14 protein-coding genes are annotated in these 17,904 nt (G+C 70.5%); 4 read left to right on the top strand and 10 right to left on the bottom strand.

Annotated features, from left to right (window positions below; genetic code table 11):
* Positions 1-106 precede the first annotated feature (106 nt).
* From IEY33_RS09325 to IEY33_RS09280, 10 genes are all read right to left on the bottom strand, one after another.
* Positions 107-1,954: an ABC transporter ATP-binding protein gene (locus IEY33_RS09325; protein ID WP_188962683.1), complete on the bottom strand. Its 1,848-nt coding sequence runs from the start codon at positions 1,952-1,954 to the stop codon at positions 107-109.
* Positions 1,955-2,124: 170 nt separating this feature from the next.
* Positions 2,125-2,763: a CarD family transcriptional regulator gene (locus tag IEY33_RS09320; protein WP_306415608.1), complete on the bottom strand. Its 639-nt coding sequence runs from the start codon at positions 2,761-2,763 to the stop codon at positions 2,125-2,127.
* A 233-nt stretch (positions 2,764-2,996) separates the two neighbouring features.
* Entirely contained in the window at positions 2,997-3,239 is a 243-nt protein-coding gene (locus IEY33_RS09315) for a type II toxin-antitoxin system antitoxin (RefSeq protein ID WP_188962681.1), read from the bottom strand.
* Positions 3,240-3,287: 48 nt separating this feature from the next.
* A complete protein-coding gene (locus tag IEY33_RS09310; RefSeq protein WP_188962679.1) occupies positions 3,288-4,211 on the bottom strand; it encodes an SPFH domain-containing protein in 924 nt (307 codons plus the stop codon).
* A 107-nt stretch (positions 4,212-4,318) separates the two neighbouring features.
* Positions 4,319-5,059, bottom strand: a complete 741-nt coding sequence (locus tag IEY33_RS09305) for an ABC transporter permease (protein WP_188962676.1) — start codon at positions 5,057-5,059, stop codon at positions 4,319-4,321.
* A complete protein-coding gene (locus tag IEY33_RS09300; RefSeq protein WP_188962673.1) occupies positions 5,056-6,015 on the bottom strand; it encodes an ABC transporter ATP-binding protein in 960 nt (319 codons plus the stop codon). The genes IEY33_RS09305 and IEY33_RS09300 overlap by 4 nt, the downstream gene beginning before the upstream one ends.
* A gap of 91 nt (positions 6,016-6,106) precedes the next feature.
* Positions 6,107-7,285: an ABC transporter permease gene (locus tag IEY33_RS09295; protein ID WP_229670902.1), complete on the bottom strand. Its 1,179-nt coding sequence runs from the start codon at positions 7,283-7,285 to the stop codon at positions 6,107-6,109.
* Between the two features lie 199 nt (positions 7,286-7,484).
* Entirely contained in the window at positions 7,485-8,399 is a 915-nt protein-coding gene (locus IEY33_RS09290; protein WP_188962671.1) for a glycine betaine ABC transporter substrate-binding protein, read from the bottom strand.
* A 395-nt stretch (positions 8,400-8,794) separates the two neighbouring features.
* Entirely contained in the window at positions 8,795-9,169 is a 375-nt protein-coding gene (locus IEY33_RS09285) for an HU family DNA-binding protein (protein ID WP_188962669.1), read from the bottom strand.
* Positions 9,170-9,385: 216 nt separating this feature from the next.
* Positions 9,386-10,192, bottom strand: coding sequence for a HesA/MoeB/ThiF family protein (locus IEY33_RS09280; protein WP_188962666.1), 807 nt, complete (start codon positions 10,190-10,192; stop codon positions 9,386-9,388).
* Between the two features lie 287 nt (positions 10,193-10,479).
* Here IEY33_RS09280 and IEY33_RS09275 point away from each other — a divergent pair, with 287 nt between their 5' ends.
* From IEY33_RS09275 to IEY33_RS09260, 4 genes are all read left to right on the top strand, one after another.
* Positions 10,480-11,790, top strand: coding sequence for an alpha/beta hydrolase family protein (locus IEY33_RS09275; protein ID WP_188962663.1), 1,311 nt, complete (start codon positions 10,480-10,482; stop codon positions 11,788-11,790).
* A 284-nt stretch (positions 11,791-12,074) separates the two neighbouring features.
* Positions 12,075-13,844 (top strand): DNA primase, encoded by a 1,770-nt coding sequence (gene dnaG / locus IEY33_RS09270; protein ID WP_188962661.1) that lies wholly within the window; start codon positions 12,075-12,077, stop codon positions 13,842-13,844.
* Between the two features lie 762 nt (positions 13,845-14,606).
* Positions 14,607-15,137 carry a hypothetical protein gene (locus IEY33_RS09265; RefSeq protein ID WP_188962659.1) on the top strand — a complete coding sequence of 177 codons (531 nt, stop codon included), beginning with the start codon at positions 14,607-14,609 and terminating at the stop codon, positions 15,135-15,137.
* A 76-nt stretch (positions 15,138-15,213) separates the two neighbouring features.
* On the top strand, positions 15,214-17,904 hold the full coding sequence (locus IEY33_RS09260; protein ID WP_188962656.1) for a beta strand repeat-containing protein: 2,691 nt from the start codon (positions 15,214-15,216) through the stop codon (positions 17,902-17,904).

The raw sequence follows: 17,904 nt of genomic DNA, 5'->3' as shown, positions 1-17,904 counted from the left end.
GAGCGGTTGGGAGTGGGATGACCGGGGCGGTGTTCCACGGTCATTGAACGGACAACCGCTCTGGCGGGCGGGCGTGAGCGCTGCCACCGGACGTGGGGCGGTCCCTTCAGGCGGGCGTGGGCTGTGCAGCCTCGGCGTGCGGGTCCTGCTCGCGCCGGAACTGCATCTCGTACAGGCCGCGGTACAGGCCGCCTGCCGCCATGAGTTCGTCGTGCGTGCCGTCCTGCACGACGCGGCCCGCCTCCAGCACCAGGATGCGGGTGGCGTTGCGGATGGTGCTCAGCCGGTGCGCGATCACGAAGCTGGTGCGGCCCACCATCAGGCGCTCCAGGGCGTCCTGCACGAGCGCCTCACTTTCGGAGTCGAGGCTGCTGGTCGCCTCGTCGAGCAGCAGGATGCGGGGGTTCTTGAGGATGGCGCGCGCGATGGCGACCCGCTGGCGCTGCCCGCCGGACAGTTTGATGCCCTTCTCGCCGACCACGGTGTCGTAGCCCTGCGGGAAGGCGCGGATGAAGTCGTGCGCGTTGGCGGCGCGGGCGGCGTCCTGCACGTCCTGCAGGCTCGCGCCGGGACGGCCGTACAGGATGTTCTCGGCGACAGTGCCGGAGAACAGCAGCGTCTCCTGCGGGACGAGGCCGATGTTGGCGCGCAGGTCGCGCAGGGCGAGGTCGCGCACGTCCTGCCCGTCGATCTGCAGGGTGCCGTGACTGACGTCGTAGAAGCGCGGGATCAGGCTCACGAGGGTGGTCTTGCCTGCTCCGCTCGGGCCGACCAGCGCGACCAGCTGGCCCGGCTGCACGTCGAAGTTCAGGTCGGACAGGGTGGGCAGGTCGTCCCGGTCGCCGTACCCGAAGGACACGTCCTGGAAGGTGACGCGGCCGCTGACCGTGCCGAGCGCGTGCGGGCGGGCGGGTTCCGGCAGGTCGCTGCGCTCGTCGAGCAGTTCGAAGATGCGGCCGGACGCGCCGAGCGCCTCCTGGAACTGGTTGAAGATGCTGGTGAGGGACGCGACCGTGATGCCGACCTGCATGGCGTAGAACAGGAAGCTGATGAGCTTGCCGGGCGTGAGGTCGCCCGCCATGACCTGCCGCCCGCCGTACCACAGCACCACGGCGAGCGCCCCGAAGGTCAGGAAGCTCATGACGCCGCCCATGATGCCCTGCAGCTGCGCGCGGGCGAGCGCGGCACGGAAGGACGCGCGGATGCCGGTCCCGTAACGGTCCTGCTCGATCGGTTCGGCCGTGAAGCTCTGCACGACGCGCACGCCGGAGATGGCTTCCTCGGCATCGGCGTTCGCGGCGGCGATGGCGTCCTGCACCTGCCGGGACACGCGGCGGATGCGGCGCCCGATGGTGATGGCTGTCCCGATCACGAGCGGGATCACGGCGAGCGTCAGGACGCTCAGGCGCGCGCTCGTCACGAACAGCAGGATCACGCCGCCCACCAGGGTGACGCTCTGGCTGAACAGCTGCGCGAGCGCGGTGCTGACGACCGTCTGCACGGTGCCCACGTCGGCCGTGAGGCGGCTCGTGAGGTCGCCGGTCTTGTGCGCCGCGAAGAAGCGCGGGCTGAGCGTGAGCAGGTGCGAGAACAGGGCGCGGCGCAGGTCCGCGACGACGCTCGCGCCCATGCGGGACAGCAGGTAGCTCTGCGCGGCGCCGAAGCATGCGGCGAGCGCGAAGATGCCGAGCAGCATCAGGACCGTGCGGTCGAGGGGCGCGGTGTCGGTGCTGCCGACCTTCAGGAAGGACGCGTCGATGAGCCGCCCGAACAGGCCGGGAAACACGAGGTTCAGGCCGCTCGACACGAGCGTGCACGCGATCCCGATTAGCAGGAGCGGCAGGTATGGGCGCGCGTACGACGTGAGGCGGCGCAACTGCGAGAAGTCACGGGACGCGCCGCGTCCGCCGGGGGTAGAGGCGGCGCTCGATATGGGACCGGGGCGGGAGAACATGCGTTCAGGGTACGCCGTGCGTGGGACGGCAAGGGTTCCCGGTCACACGAGGCGGCCCTTCCCCCCGGCTGGCCGGGCGCGCTCCGGTGCTGACCCGGTTCCAGGGATGCCGGGAACAGCGGCGGCTTCGCGTTCCGCTCGGAACTCCAGGTGTTCAGCTCAAGACCGTGTCACTGCGGGCCTTCGTTCCAGGCGTTGCCGAGCAGTTCGCGCACGCGCAGCGCTTCGAGGTCCTCCAGGCCCTGCACCTCCTGTTCCAGCAGACGGATGGCGCGCCGGAACGCCTGACGGTCGAGGTCCGGCAGGCCGCGCTGCACGTTCCAGCGGCGCAGTTCGCAGGTCAGGGTGGCGAGCTCGAAGGGGTCGCCCGACACTAGGATCTCCGTCACCTGACGCTGCCGCGCGGACCACTGGGCGGGCAGCGTCACGCGGCCCTCCTGCAGGTGCCGCAGCAGGCGCGGCGTCTCGTGCGACGTGAGGGCCGGACGCATGCCGGAGTGTGCGGGCGCGTCCACCGGCACGTACGCGCGCGAGCTGCTCTCCGGGAATTCCACCGCGTAGTACGTGGCCTGCGTGCCTGCCACACGCCGCAGGCAGGTGCCGAAGATCACGCCGATGCCGTACGGGGGGACCATCACGCGGTCGCCCGGCTGGAAGCGCAGCGGCGCGGCACTCCCGGCGGGAGTGGGGGGGCGGGCGGCCTGCGCGCCCACGGGGGCGCGGTCCGGGTGTCCCGCCGAGGGTACCCCGGAGGGAAGGTACGCTGTCATCTGGCCCTGAACCTCGCTGCGAACGCTGCTTCTGGTCATGGTCACCTCACCGGGCCGGAGGCTGCGCGCGGCAGCCCGGGCCAAAAAAACCCGGCACGGGGCCGGGACGATGTTCAGTTCAGCGGGGCAGGTGCTGCGCGGCCCGCACGGGACGGTTCGTGTGGAGAGGTCGGGCGGCCCACGGGTGACGCGGCGAACGGGTCGGTCGGGGCATACCTCCAGTGTACGTCAGGGGACACGGCCACCTCCGCACCCGGAGCTTAGCCGTTTGCTTAAGAATCGCTGACGCTCCCATGAAGTGCGTCGTCGTCCGGCCCGGAGGGATTGGCGCTGTCGGCAGCGGCGGCTGGTGGGACGGGACGGGCGCGCAGGCGGCCCGCCCTGCGCGCGGCGTCGGTGAGCAGGTACTCGATCTGCGCGTTCACGCTGCGCAGGTCGTCGGACGCCCAGCGTTCCAGCGCGGCGTGCAGGTCCGGGCTGAGGCGCAGGGCGAAATTCTTCTTCTTCTCAGCCATGCCGCCGTCCCGTCCGCGTGCGGGGTCTCCCCCGCCGGGGCGTCCCGCTCAGTACAGGCTCCCGGCGTTCACGACCGGCTGCGTGCCGCGCTCGCTGGTCAGCACGACGAGCAGGTTGCTGACCATCTGCGCCTTGCGTTCCTCGTCGAGGTCCACGATGTTGCGGTCCGACAGCTGCGCGAGCGCCATCTCGACCATGCCGACCGCGCCCTGCACGATGATCTGCCGGGCCGCCAGGATGGCGCTCGCCTGCTGGCGCTGCAGCATCGCGCCCGCGATCTCCGGCGCGTACGCGAGGTGCGACAGGCGCGCTTCGAGCACCTCGACGCCCGCGTGCTGCAGGCGCAGCGCGAGTTCCTGCGCGAGCGCCTGGGCGACCTCGTCGGGGTTGCCGCGCAGGCTGCGCCCGCCCGCTTCCGGGTCGTCGTAGTGGAACTGCGCGGCGAGGTGCCGCAGGGCCGTCTCCGCCTGGATCGCCACGAACTGCGCGTAGTCCTCGACGTCGAAGGTCGCGCGGGCGGTGTCCACCACGCGCCACACGATCACGGCCGCGATCTCGATGGGGTTGCCGCCCGCGTCGTTGACCTTCAGGCGCTCGGAGTTGAAGTTCCGGATGCGCAGCGACAGGCGGTTGCGGGTCGTGAAGGGATTCGTCCAGAAGAACCCGTTGCGGCGCTCCGTGCCGACGTACCGGCCGAACAGCGTGATGACGGACGCCTGGTTCGGCTGCACGATGAAGAACCCGCCCAGGCAGAACATCAGGGCCACGCCGAGCAGGATGCCGAGCCACGCCACGCCCACGGCGACCAGCACGGCGATCAGGGCGGCGACGCCCAGGAAGAGCAGCAGGGCCGGGACGCCCGGCAGACCGAAGGCGCGCCGTTCGGTGCTGCCCGTGCCGCCCGGTGAGGGGACCTGTCCCGTGAGGGGTGTGCCGAGTCCGTCCGTGCCCTGGTCCTTGCCGTGAGTCATAGCTTCCTCCTATCGCCATGATATCACATGTGCATACGGCACAATAGGAGGGGGGTGGCCTGTCCGCCCACACCGGACACGGCCGCCCCCCTCTCCACGCCCGCCCGTCAGTCTCTGGGCGTGACGAGCCCCAGCAGCGCGTCGAGGCTCAGGGCCAGCAGGCCCGACAGGACGGCGCCCAGCATGACGAGTCCGGTGTTCTGCTGCGACAGGCCGTTGATGATCGGTTCGCCCAGCCCGCTCGCGCCGAGGGCCGCGCCGATGGTGGCCGTGCCGACGTTGTACACCGTGCTGGTGCGGACCCCGGCCAGCAGGACCGGCAGGCTGAGCGGCAGTTCGACGCGCGTGAGGCGCTGCCAGGCACTCATGCCCATGCCGCGCGCGGCGTCCTGCACGGCGCGGTCCACACCCATCAGGCCCGCGACGGCGTTGCTGACGACCGGCACCAGCCCGTACACGATCAGGCCGACGAGGGTGGGGGCCGTCCCGAAGCCCAGGGCGGGCACGGCGAGCGCGAGGACCGCGATGGTCGGCACCGTCTGCCCCAGGCCCGTCAGGGCTTCCGCGAGCTGCCGCAGCGCGTCCCGGCCGGGCCGGGTGACGTACACGGCCAGCGGCACGCCGATGAGCAGCACGACGACTTCCGCGCCGAGCACCAGTCCGAGGTGCGAGAGCGTCAGGCGCCACAGGGGCGTGTCGGTGGTGGGCGGCGTTCCGGCGGACAGGCCCGCCAGCAGGCGCGGCAGCAGCGGCGTGAACACGCACAACAGCAGGGCCGCGGGCCACACGAGTGCTCCCCACGCGCGGGAGGCGCGGCGCGCGGGGGCGGTGGCGGCCGCAGCCGTCACGCGGGCCGTCCGGGCGCGTCCGGGGCGGGGGCGGCCTCGGCGCGCGTCAGGTCACGGAAACTGACGACGCCCAGCGGCCGGTCCCCGTCCCACACGCCGCCCGACTCGCTGCCCGCGCGCAGCAGCAGCGCGATGGCCGTGCGGGTGTTCGTGCCCGCCTCCAGGCGTGGGAGGCCCGCCGTGTCGCCCGCCTGCACGAAGTGCCGGACCGGCACGCCCGCCAGCTGACGCAGGTTCGCGTCGTCGCCCAGGAACTGCCGCACGAACGGCGTCGCGGGTCGCCGCACGAGGTCGTCGGGCGTCCCGAACTGCTCCAGGCTCCCGGCGCGCATGAGCGCCACGTAGTCGCCCATGCGGAGCGCCTCGTCGATGTCGTGCGACACGATCACGACCGTCTTCTTCAGGGTCGCCTGGATGCCCAGGAAGCGTTCCTGCACCTCGTCCCGCGCGATCGGGTCGAGCGCACCGAACGGCTCGTCCATCAGCAGCACGGGCGGGTCTGCGGCCAGGGCGCGCGCCACCCCGACCCGCTGTGCCTGCCCGCCCGACAGTTCACCGGGCCGCTTGTCACGGAAGGTGCGGGGATCCAGGCCCACCAGGTCCAGCAGTTCGTCCACGCGGGCGTTCGTGCGGGCGCGGTCACGGCCGAGCAGGTCCGGGACGGTCGCCACGTTCTGCGCGACCGACAGGTGCGGGAACAGTCCGATCTGTTGGATGACGTACCCGATGCCGCGCCGCAGCGCCTCGGGGCGGAGGGCGGCGGCGTCCTGCCCGTCCAGCAGGACCTTGCCGCCGCTCGGTTCGATCAGGCGGTTGATCATGCGCAGGGTGGTGGTCTTGCCGCAGCCGGACGGGCCGAGCAGCGCCGTGATGGACGCGTCCGGGAAGGCGAGGTTCAGGTCGCGCACGGCGTACGTGTCGCCGTAGCGTTTTTCGAGGTGTTCGAGGGTGATCATGCTTGCTCCGGGCGCGGCGTGCGGGCTTCCGGCGGGTGCGCCGGGACGGGTTGGATCGGGACAGGGTGGGTCGGGCGGGCGGGCGGGGGCGTCACGCGCGGCCCAGCCTGCGGGCCAGCAGGGCTTCCAGGCCGTGCAGCAGCGCGTTGATCAGCACGGCGAGCAGCACGGCAGGAATGGCGCCCAGCAGGATCAGGTCGGCGGCGCTGCTCTGCAGGCCCTTGAAGATGTACACGCCCAGTCCGCCCGCCCCGATCTGGGAGGCGATGGCGGCGACGCCCATCAGGAGGACGGCGGCCTGCCGCACGCCGGTCAGCCAGACGGGCAGCGCGAGCGGCAGCTGCACGCGCCAGAAGCGTTGCGCGTCGGTCATGCCCATGCCGCGCGCCGCGTCGAGTACGCCTTCGGGCACGCCGGTCAGGGCGACCACGCCGTTGCGCAGGACGGGCAGCAGGGCGTACAGGGTCATGGCGGTCAGGGCGGGCGCCACGCCGATGCCGCGGATGCCCAGGTCACGCAGGGCCGGGAAGGCCGTCCCGAGGGCCGAGAACGGCGCGATGAGCAGGCCGAGCAGCGCGAGGCTGGGGATGGTCTGCACGGCGTTGGCGACGCTCAGGACGGCGCCTGCCACGCGTGGGCGGCGGCTGGCGAGCACGGCGAGCGGCCCGCCGAGCAGCAGCGCGATCGCCAGTGCCGATCCGACGAGCGTGAGGTGCTGCACGAACTCCTGCAGCAGCCGGTCGCGTTCCGCCGTGCCCTCCACCACCACCGACCAGTGCGTGAAGAACCCGGTGAACGCCCAGAACGCGAGCGGCAGCAGCCACAGCAGGCCGAGCGCGCGTTCGGTGCGGGTGCGGGCGGCGAGGCGAGCGCCGTACGCGGCGACAGCGCTGCCGAGCAGCCACAGCCACACGCCGCTGCTGGCGCTGGCGCGCGCGAAGGGCAGCTGATCCGCGAGCGCGGCGGTCGTGCGGGTGCCGAGCCACCAGAACCCGGCGCTCAGGGCGAGCGCACTCACGAGCCACAGGGCGCGGGGGGCGAGGCGGGCCGTGACGGGCAGCGCGAGGGCCAGCACGGCCCCCACGATCAGGTCCGGGAGCGGCAGGTGCAGCGCCTCGCCGGGCGCGATGCGGTTGGGGCGCAGCAGCACCCACGGCAGTGCCAGGGCGGCGAGCATCGGGAGGGCCGCCAGCACGAACACCGTGACGAGGTCGCCGGGCAGCGCGGCGCGGGCCGGGCGGGCCGGGACCGTCAGGGCGGGGGCGCTCACGCGGCCTCTGGGTGGCCGGGCCGGGGCGGGCGGCGGGTGGGGCGGGCATTCATCCGCATGGGGTCTCCTGGGGGAGCGAAACAGCCCCGGTGCGTGGGCACTCGGGGCTGAAGCACTCGGGACTGAACGGCTCAGGCGGGAGCGGGGCGCGTAGGCGGACAGGTGGTCGCCCGGGCCGCGCGGCCCGCTTCCCGGCCCGTTACTTGATGAGGTTCTTGCCCTTCAGGTACGCGGAGGCGACGCTCTGCGCGCTCTGGCCTTCCAGCGCGATCTTGCCGTTCAGGGTCTGCAGCGTCTGGGCGTTCAGGGTGGCGAACACCTTGTTGAGCAGGCCCTCGATCTGCGGGTTGGCCTTGAGGGTCTCGGTGCGGATGATCGGGGCGGGCTGGTAGACCGGCTGGGCGTTCTTGGTGTCTTTCAGGACGACCAGTTTCAGCGCGGCGATGCTGCCGTCGGTGGCGTAGGCCATGGCGGCGTTCACGCCGTTGGTGCCGCTGGCGGCCGCCTGCTGCGTCTGGGGGGGTGTGGCGCCCGCTAGCACGAGCTTCTGGTCGGGGCTGAGCGTGAAGCCGTACGTCGTCTCGAAGAGCTTGAAGGCGTCGTCACGGTTGAAGAACTCGGGGCTGCCCGCCACCTTGAACTTGCCGCCCTTCTTGAGGTACGCGGCGAGGTCGGTGTAGCTGCTCAGCTTGTTCTGCGCGGCGAAGGCCTGGGGGACGGCGACGGCCCAGGTGTTGTTGGCGTTGGCGGGCTTGAGCCACGTGATGCCCTGCTTGCTGTCGAGCTGCCGGGCGAGGCCGTACACGGTGCCGGGATTCTTGGCCTGCTTGGGGGTGATCTTGGCGGCCGGGAAGAGGTACACAGCGTTGCCGGTGTACTCGGCGTAGGTGTCGATCTCGCCCGCGAGGATGGCCTTGCGGTTCACGCCGGTGTCGCCCAGGGAGGCCTTGTCGGTCACTTCGAGTCCGGCGTTGCGGAGCGTCAGGATGATCATCTGGCTGAGCAGCTGCGCTTCGGGGTCGAGCTTGCCGCCGACCACGATGGGTTTGGCGGCGGCGGTGGCCGCGCTGCTCAGCACGAGGCCGGTCAGCAGGTAGGTCAGGTTCCTCTTCATAGCGTTCTCCTCGTTCCAGACTGGCCAGCGGCCTGAATTGTCGTGCCCCGGTCCGCGTTCGGACAGGTCCTTCGGTGGGTGGGGCCGGGTGGTTCGACTGTAGCGGTGCGCGGAGGTGACAACTGTGCCGGTCGTGCCCGTATGCCGGGCCGGTGCGGCGGTGTCCCTGCGCGTGTCCGTTCGGCGCTGCACGCGGCCCGGATAGGGGCGGGGGCCTGACGTGCAGGCGGGCGGGACACTCCATGAGAACGCAGCCGGACTGGCCGGAGATGAGGAGACCTTTAGATGAACTTCCGGTGTGACGCGCGGCAGGAACGAGGGGAGCGGCGGGGAACGGGATGGCAAATGGGTCACCCTTTCGAGTGACCCATCCACCTCCGGACTGACGTGTGTTCTTACAGGCCGGTCTTGAGGGTGCTGGCGACCTTGAAGCGGACCTTCTTGCCGGCGGGAATGGTGATCTTCTCGCTGGTGCCGGGGCGCACGCCCTGGCGGGCCGCGGTCTTGGCGACGCTGAAGGTCCCGAGGCCGGGCAGGCCGACGCTCTTGCCGCCCTTGAGCGCTTCGACGACGACGTCGAGCATGGAGGCGACGGCCTCACCGGCCTGCTTCTTGTTCAGGCTGGTCTTGTCGGCCACCATGTCGATGATCTGGGTCTTGGCGATCTTCTCGCTCTTGTCCGCGGCAGCGGTCTTGGGAGCAGCTTTGGCGGCGGGCTTGGCGGCCTTGGCGGGAGCCTTGGCGGCGGCGGGCTTGGTGCTTTTTGCCATGTGAATGTCCTCCAGAGGTGGATTTGAGCTGTATTGTGGGCTCGAATGGATAGTAACACACCTTTTGCGGGATGTGTCCTCGAAAAGTCCCTCCTGGGGGGCATCCCCCCCACTTCGGGGGCGGCCGGGTGAGTGGGATGGAGCCGCAAAAATCGGGAAAATCTGCTCCAGCAGCAGAAAATCAGATGTGCGTCTAATGAAAATTAGATTAATAATCTATAAAGACACTGCAGCTGCAGCCCGTGCTGGGCGCAGTCCGATCCGCCTCAGGCGGGCCTCCAGCAGGTCGTAGATGAGAAGGCTTCCTATCAACGGCTCACCAATGCCGCCCAGGACCTTGAGCGCCTCGGCGGCCATCAGGCTGCCCACCACCCCCAGCAGCGGCCCGATCACCCCGATCTCGTCGCAGGACTCCGCCCCGGTCGGCTCGGGGAACAGGTCGCGCAGGCTGCACTCCGGCCCGAACACGCTCACCATGCCCTCCGTACCGCCCGCCGCGCCCCACACCCAGCGCCGCCCCGCCGCCACGCACGCGTCGTTGATCAGGTACCGGGTGTCGAAGTTGTCGGTGCAGTCCACAGTCAGGTCGTAGCCGTCCAGCAGGTCCGGCCGCCCGGCCCCGAGCGCCTCCACGGCCCTCACCTGCACGTGCGGATTGAGGGCCTGCACGCGCGCCGCCGCCACCTGCGCCTTCGGGCGGCCCACGTCGCCCACCGTGTACAGGGTCTGCCGGTGCAGGTTGCTGAGACTGACCGTGTCGCCGTCCGAGACGTGCAGCGTCCCCACGCCCGCCCCGCCCAGGTACGACAGCACCGGGCAGCCCAGCCCGCCCGCGCCCACCACCAGCACCCGCGCGGCCCGCAGGCGCTCCTGCGCGCCCGAGTGCGCCCACTCCGGCACCAGCAGCGGCCGCCCGTAGCGGCGCAGCTCGTCGCGCGACAGCGTCTCGCCCTGCACGGGCAGCGGGGCGGCACCGGGCGTGCCGGACGGGTCGGACGGGTCGCCGGGCGGGAGGGCGCTCATGCCGGAAGTGTAGAGCATGGCCGCACCGCCGCCCCCGCCGTCCGGGCGTCTGGCCGGATGTTTGGACTGCCCCCTCTGTTATTCCCGGGCGCGCCGCCCTAGCATGAGTGCACGCAGGTTCACCTTCAGCGTTCATCCGTTCACGCCCGCCCGGCGTGCGCCCGGCCGTGTGCCACGCACCTGGGAAGCGCCCGCGTGCCCTGCCCACTTCGGCCCTGCCCACCCCCATTCGGATTCGGCCCAACCCCAGCCAACCCGGTCCCAGCCCGCCCAGCACAGGAGAACCCATGACGCGCCCCGCCCGCACCGCCCTGCTCCTCCCCGCCGCCCTGCTCCTCAGCGCCCTGATGGGCGCCTGCAGCCCCGCACCCACGCCCGGCAGCGAGGAGAGCATCGGCAACGCCGCCAGCCTGTCCGGCGTGACCGGCCTGAAGATCGCCAGGCGCGACGACGGCGGCCTGAACGTGACCGGCATGCTCAAGGCCGGGGCGGCCAGCGTGCCCTTCGCGGCGCGCGTGCCCGCCAACTGGAACGGCCGCAGCGTGCTGGAAGCGCACGGCTACGCCACGCCCGGCACCACCGAGAAGGTGCCCGACCCGGCCGCCGACCCGTCCTTCGGGCTGCTGACCACCGCGTACGGTCAGGGGTACGTGGCCGCCAACACCGCGTACGCCAAGACCGGGTACGCCGTCAAGGAAGGCGTGGAGGCCAACAAGGCCCTGCACGACTTCCTGGCACGCATGGGCAGCAAGTCCCAGTACATCACCGGCATCTCAATGGGCGGCAACATCACGGTGGCGCTCGTCGAGAAGTACCCGAACGACTTCGTGGGCGCCCTCCCCTACTGCGGCGTCGTGGCGGGCTGGCGCGCCGAGGAACGCTACCTGCTGGACTTCCGGGTCGTCTACGACTACTTCACGCGCGACACGGCCTACGCGCTGCCCGGCAACGGCGACGCCATCACCCCGAACGCGGCCCTCACCGCGAACGTCGTCACGGGCACCGTCGTGTCGCTCTTCACGGCGGCCGCCAAGGGCGACCCGAAGGCGCTCGGCATCGTGGGCGGCGTGGCGCGCGTGGCGGGCACCCCGCCCGACGCGGTCAGCTTCATCACGCCGCTCGCGTCCACCGTGTACGGCCTGCAGGACTACCTGAGCACCACGGGCGGCGCCGGGTACAGCAACGTCGGCAAGACGTACCCCACCAGCGGCAGCGTGGCCGTGGACGCCGACCTGAACGCCCGCGTGCAGCGCATCACGCTCGGGGCGGGAGACGCGTCCGCCGCGTACCTCGACGCGAACTACACGCCGACCGGGAAGTTCACGGCGAAGATGCTCAGCTTCCACAACACCTCCGACCCGCTGGTGCCGTACAGCTTCGAGCCGGAATTCAGGGCGATCGTGGCGGCCGCCGGGAACAGCGCGAACCTCGTGCAACAGACCGTGCAGCCCAAGGCGGTCGACGCGACCAGCAGCAGCGGCCCGGCGCACTGCTACTTCTCGACGAAGGAAGTGGTGGGCGCGTGGAACGACCTGCGCGGCTGGGTCGAGAACGGCGTGAAACCGCAGGACGGCAAGGACATCACCAGCAAACCCTGACCCGCCCACGCCCACCTGCCCGCCCCGGACCGCGCCAGCACGCGTCCGGGGTATTTTGTGCGTGCCAGACGGTGTTCATGGTCCCTTTACGCTCCTGGCGTCAGGGCGTAGACTGGGGACCTCCCCCGGCCTGGGCCGCAACAGCGCGGTCACGCGTGCCGGGTAGGATACGGACTTTCGGACCGGGAACGGGCAGGCGATAAACATGCTCTGCACCGACGTGGAACGCGGGTCCGTATGACTCTGCCCCGAAGGGAGGTGAAGCCTGGTGGGAAGCGCGACGCGTGGGAAGTAAAGAAGAGGTCCGGGAACGGATCAGTATCGCCGACGTGATCGGCGAGTACGTGCAGCTCGTGCCCGCCGGGCGCGGCCGCCTCAAGGGCCTGTGCCCCTTCCACAAGGAGAAGTCCCCGAGCTTCCAGGTGGACGTGGAGCAGGGGTACTTCTACTGCTTCGGCTGCAAGGCGGGCGGCGACATGTTCAGCTTCGTGCAGCGGCAGGAGAACCTGAGTTTCGGGGACGCGCTGCGCAAACTGGCCGACAAGGCGGGCGTGACGGTCGAGACGCGCTACGGCGAGAAGACCTCCCGCGACCAGTACGACGTGAACGCCTTCGCGCTCGCGTACTTCCGCGAGAACCTGAGCGGGCCGGGCCTGGAGTACTTCCGGCGGCGCGGCCTGACGGACGAGACCATCGAGAAGTTCGAGCTGGGGTACGCGCCGGACGGCTGGGACGGCCTGCTGAAACGCGCCCGGACGCGCGGCCTGACGGAACGGCAGCTGCTGGAGGCGGGCCTGCTGAGCGAGAACGTGGAGTCCGGACGCGTGTACGACCGCTTCCGGGGGCGCGTGATGTTCCCGATCCGCGATCACCTGGGCCGCCTGTGCGGCTTCGGCGGGCGCGTGCTGGGCGACGAGAAACCCAAGTACCTGAACACGCCCGAGACGGAAGCGTTCCGGAAGGGCGAACTGCTGTACGGTCTGAACTTCGCGCGCGAGGGGGTGCGTGAGGGCGGGAGCCGCAGCGAGCTGATCGTGGTGGAAGGGTACATGGACGTGATCGCCATGCATCAGGCGGGCTTCACGGGGGCCGTCGCGACGCTCGGCACGTCGCTCACGGCGGAGCACGCCACACTGCTGTCCCGGCTCGGCGTGGGCGGCCTGAGCCTGATGTTCGACCGGGACGAGGCGGGCCTCAAGGCCACCCTGTCGGGGCTGGACCAGGTGCTCGGCGCGAACTTCCGGGTGCGGGCCACCAGCGTCCCGAACGGCAAGGACCCGGCCGACGCGATCATGTCGGGCGACATCGAGGCGGTCCGGCAGGCGCTCGCGGGCGGCATCGACGAGATCGGGTACCGGGTGCGGGCCGCCGCCGAGCAGTACGGGGTGGACACGCAGGACGGCAAGCGGCAGGTGCTGATGGCGCTGCTGCCGCGCATGCAGAACCTCGACCCGCTCGACGAGGGCGCGCAGCAGATGCGGCAGCGGGCCTGCGAGATGCTCGGCATCCGGCCGGACGCGCTGCTCGACTGGATCAGCAGCAAGGCGAAACGCAAGACGCTGAGCGACACGCAGATGGTCGGCATGAGCACCGGACGCGGCGAGGAGGACCACGAGCTGGCCCTGCTGCGCCAGATCCTGCTGAACCCGAACCTGCTCTCCAAGCTGGACGGGCAGACGCCGTGGCGCAACCAGACGGTCGGGAAGGTCATGCTGGCCGCGCAGGGCGCGAGCAGTCCGGAAGCGATCCTGGACCTGTTCCGTGGGCAGCCGGAGGAGGCGCTGCTGATCCGGCTGCTGTTCGAGGGGCGTGATCCGGGCACGCTGTCCCGCGCGGCGAACGAGTCGTACGAGCAGAAGGTTCAGGGGTACGCGGCCGCCGCGACGGACGACATCGTGGTGGGGCTGAGCATCGACTCGCTCCGGGCCGAGGTGAACCTGCTCAAGGCGCAGATCGGGACGGCGTCCCCGCAGGAGCAGGTGGGGATGCTGCGGCAGATCACGGACCTGCAGCGCGCCATCGAGGCCGAGAAGCGCACGCGGCGCGGCAACTGATCCGGCATTGATCGGTTCCGGGGCGGCCGGAACATGCCCCGGCACCCCTCCCTGGGCAGATCAGCACCCATGGGGACGCCTGCCCGCTTCCGTCTCCTTCAGCCCGTAAACTTTGGTGCCCTCTTCGCTCGGCTGAACTTCATACGGTTTTGAGCTGAACTTGTAGAGTTCAGCCGAGCGAAGCGAGTGCCAACAAGTACGGTTTGGAGGAGATGGAAGGGATGTCGGTGCTGCTTCCGGCATCCCTGGAATCGGATCAAAACCGTATCAGGGGTTCAGCACTCTGGGATCGCTGCAATTTCATGGCGTGTTGTGCAAATTTGGCCGCCAGATGAGAATCATGACCGCAGGGGCGCGGAGGATGTGCCGTCATTCCTTCCGCTCCAGACCAGGGGTTTTGAGGACTTCATGTTTTCATGTGTAAGATAACGCGTGAATCTTACAGCGCCAGAAACTGCCTCTGGGCGCATGTTTTCCCCGGTATATCCCCGGGATTCAGCAGAGAGTTAGTGTAGTGAGTCCAGAGCCGAACTGTCCAGTTCTTCACACGTCCCTCCCGGGATGTGAAGTACCGCGCAGGCGACCCATCCTGAAGACAGAATGAAGAAACGCTTCAGGGCGGAAATGCAAACATCGTCATGGCGTCCGACACACGAAAAAGACGCCCAACACGCCTCTCATGTCCAGGCACGGCAGCGGCTGAACATTCATGAAGCAGCAAAACATCCGGGCTGTCAGACCCGAATTTCTACAGTGCACAACATGACTCGCACCCTGATGGCTGTCCTGCTGCTGACTTCGTCATCCGTCACGCTCGCCCAGTCCGGCACACCGTCCGGGACCACGCCCACGCCGGACCCGGTGCGGGTGCAGCTCGCGTCGCTGCTCGTCGGGCGTGACGCCAGGGGCGCGGAGACCTTCACTGCCACCGGCGACAGCGTCCGCCCGCGCCCCGGCGACCTGCTGCTGTGGCGCGCCGCTGCCGTCAACGACCTGCCGCGCGCCGTGCAGAACCTCGCACTGACCGTCCCCTTCCCCGCCACCACCACCTACGTCAACGGGAGCGCCGTGCTGCGGGTCGGCACGCGCACCCTCACGCCGCTGTTCAGCACGGACGGCAGCACCTTCGCGCCCGCACCCCTCAAGAAGAAGGTCAGCGTCACCAGGGACGGCGTCACCACCGTGCAGGAGGTGACGGTCCAGCCGAACGAGTACCGCGCCGTGCGCTGGATGCTCCCCACCCTCGACGCGAAGAGTCAGGTCGCGGCGGAGGTCCGCACCACCGTCCGCTGACCCTCCCACCCCGGGCCGCGCCCAGCCCACACGTCGCCAGCACACCCCCAGCACACCGCACGACAGGAGCCTCACCATGACGACCCACCCCCGAACCGCCGTCCGTACCCTGCTCCTCACGCTCGGCCTGTGCGCCGCAGGAGCCGCCCTCGGCGTCGGCACGCCCGCCAACACCAACATCCAGAACACCGCCACCCTCAACTACCAGGACTCGCTGGGCGGCACCCGCAACAAGGACTCCAACACCGTGACCGTGCGCGTGCGGCAGGTGTACGCCCTGAGCGTCGAGACGAGCGCCGCCGAGGGCAGCGTCCCGCCCACCCGCGCCTTCCAGTCCATCGCGGGCAACCGCCGCCTGATCTCGTACACCATCCAGAACGCCGGGAACGGCAGCGACACCGTCGACCTGAGCGTCGTACAGTCCGCGACCGACGACTACGACGCGCAGACCGCCATCTACCTCGACGCCAACAACGACGGCGTGCCGGACGGCGCGGCCATCAGCAGCGTCACGCTGGCCGCCGTGCAGGACGGCAGCACCGGCGACCGCACCACCGTCCTGCTGGAAGTCACGGCGCCCGTGGGCACCCCGGACGGGCAGGTGTCGCGCTTCGCGCTGAAGGGCGTCTCCAGGGGCGACACGAGCAAACTCGACGATCAGAACTACGCGTCCCTGACCGTCAGCCCCACCGGGCAGATCGCGCTCAGCGAGACGGTCAGCCCGGCGGGCGGCATCAACCCCGGCGGCACCCTCACGTACACCGTGACGGGCACCGTGACCGGCGCGGCCGTGGGCGCCGTGACGGGCGTCGTGACGGTGGACGGCACGGCCCGCAACGGCGTGCTCGTGCGCGTCCCGCTGCCTGGCGTGACCTTCGGCGGCGTGAGCGCCAGCAGCACCACGTCCGGCACGACCCTGCCCATCTACTCCACCGACAACGGGGGCAGCTGGACAGCGACCCTCCCCGCGAGCGGCACCGTGACGGACATAGCCCTGCTGGTGGTGGGGAGCGGCACCTTCCTCCCGTCCGGCGGCAGCGTGTCCCTGACGTACACGGCAGTCGTCCCGGCAGGCACGGCAGCCGGGACCGTCATCAGCAGCACGGCCACCTCCGTCGCGGACGGCAACGGCGACACAGACGGCTCGGACAGCGGCGAAACCGTGACCGCCACGGCCGTCACGTCCACCGTGAACGCCCTCGTCAGCGCCGTGGCCGGACCCTTCGCCTTCCCGGCAGGCGGCGCGAGCGGCAGCTACACCTTCGGAGGACACACCATCGACCGGAGCGCCGACACGCAGGCCGTCTCGGGGGCCGTGACGGCCGGAACGAACGTCAGCTTCAAGCACACCATCCAGAACACCGGGAACGCCACCGAGAACCTGACGGCCGTGCTGAGCGGCGTCCCCGCCGGGTGGACCTGCACCCTGCAGAACGTGAGCGTCACCGACACCCTGACGCCCTTCAGCAACCCCGTGACGCTCGCGGCGGGCGCCACGCTCGACATTGCGGTGGTGTGCAGCGTGCCCGTCACGTCCGGCGCCGCCACGAACACCGACCTCACCCTGACCGTCACCCCGCAGGGCGGCACGGCCGACACGACGGTGGACCGCGTGGCGCAGGTCGTCCCGGCCGGCGCGGCCGTGCTCGGCAACGGCGACCGCAATCCCGCCACCGCGCCCGACACCTCCCCCGCCACGCAGGCCGCGAACCCCGGCCAGAACGCCAGCTTCCCGCTGGAGGTGCTGAACGGCGGGCCGGTCGCGGAAACGTACACCCTGACCTCCAGCGTGCCCGGCGCGGTCTTCTACGCCGACACCAACTGCGACGGCACCCCCGACGGGGCCGCCATCACGGTCAGCCCGTCCGTCCCGGCGGGCGGCACCGTCTGCCTGATCGCGGTCGTGCCGGTCGCGGCAGGCACGGCGGCAGGCACGTCGCCCATCACCTTCACCGCGACGAGCACCGCCGAGGCGAGCCGCACCAGCACCGTCACGGACTCGCTGCGCAGCAACGCCGTCCTGACCGGCAGCCTCACGCCGGACGGAGCGCTCAGCACCATCGCGGGCGGCAGCGTCACGTACGCGCACACGCTCGGCAACTCCGGCAACGCGCCCGTCACCGCGAACTTCGCGGCATACACTTCCCCGGCAGGCCTGACGTACACGTACTCCACCGACAACGTCACCTTCACGCCCACCCTGAGCGTGAACGTCGCGGCAGGCGGCACGCAGGCCGTCTACGTGCGCGTGACCGTGCCGGTCAGCGTGACCGGCAGCGTGTCGGAGGCGACCACCGTGACGGCCGCACTCAGCACCGCCCTCGCCCCGAACCCCACCCTGAACGTCTCCGCGACCGACACCACCACCGTGCAGAGCGTGACGAGCAGCGTCGTGAAGAGTGCCGAGCTGTGCAGCGACACCGTCTGCACCACCAGCACGCCCCTGGCGGACAACGATCCCGTCAGTCCCGGCGACATCGTCCGGTACCGCGTGGTCGCCACGAACACCGGCACCAGCACCCTGTACGGCAGCTACCTGGTGGACAGCGTGCCCGCCGACACCGAACTCGTGTCGGTCGGCGCGGCGGGCAGCGTGCTGTACTCGGTGGACGACGGCGCGAGCTGGAACGTGGCCGCGCCGACCTCCCTGCCGCTCGGCCGCTTCTGGGTGGGCGTGAACAGCGACGGCAACGGCAGCGTGAACAGCCTGGACGCGCTCGCGCCCGGCGGGACCTTCACGCTCGTCCTGACGGTCAAGGTCAAGTAA

This window comes from Deinococcus aquiradiocola (genome assembly GCF_014646915.1).
GTDB classification, from domain to species: Bacteria; Deinococcota; Deinococci; order Deinococcales; family Deinococcaceae; genus Deinococcus; species Deinococcus aquiradiocola.
This window is presented reverse-complemented; position numbering and strand designations above follow the sequence as displayed.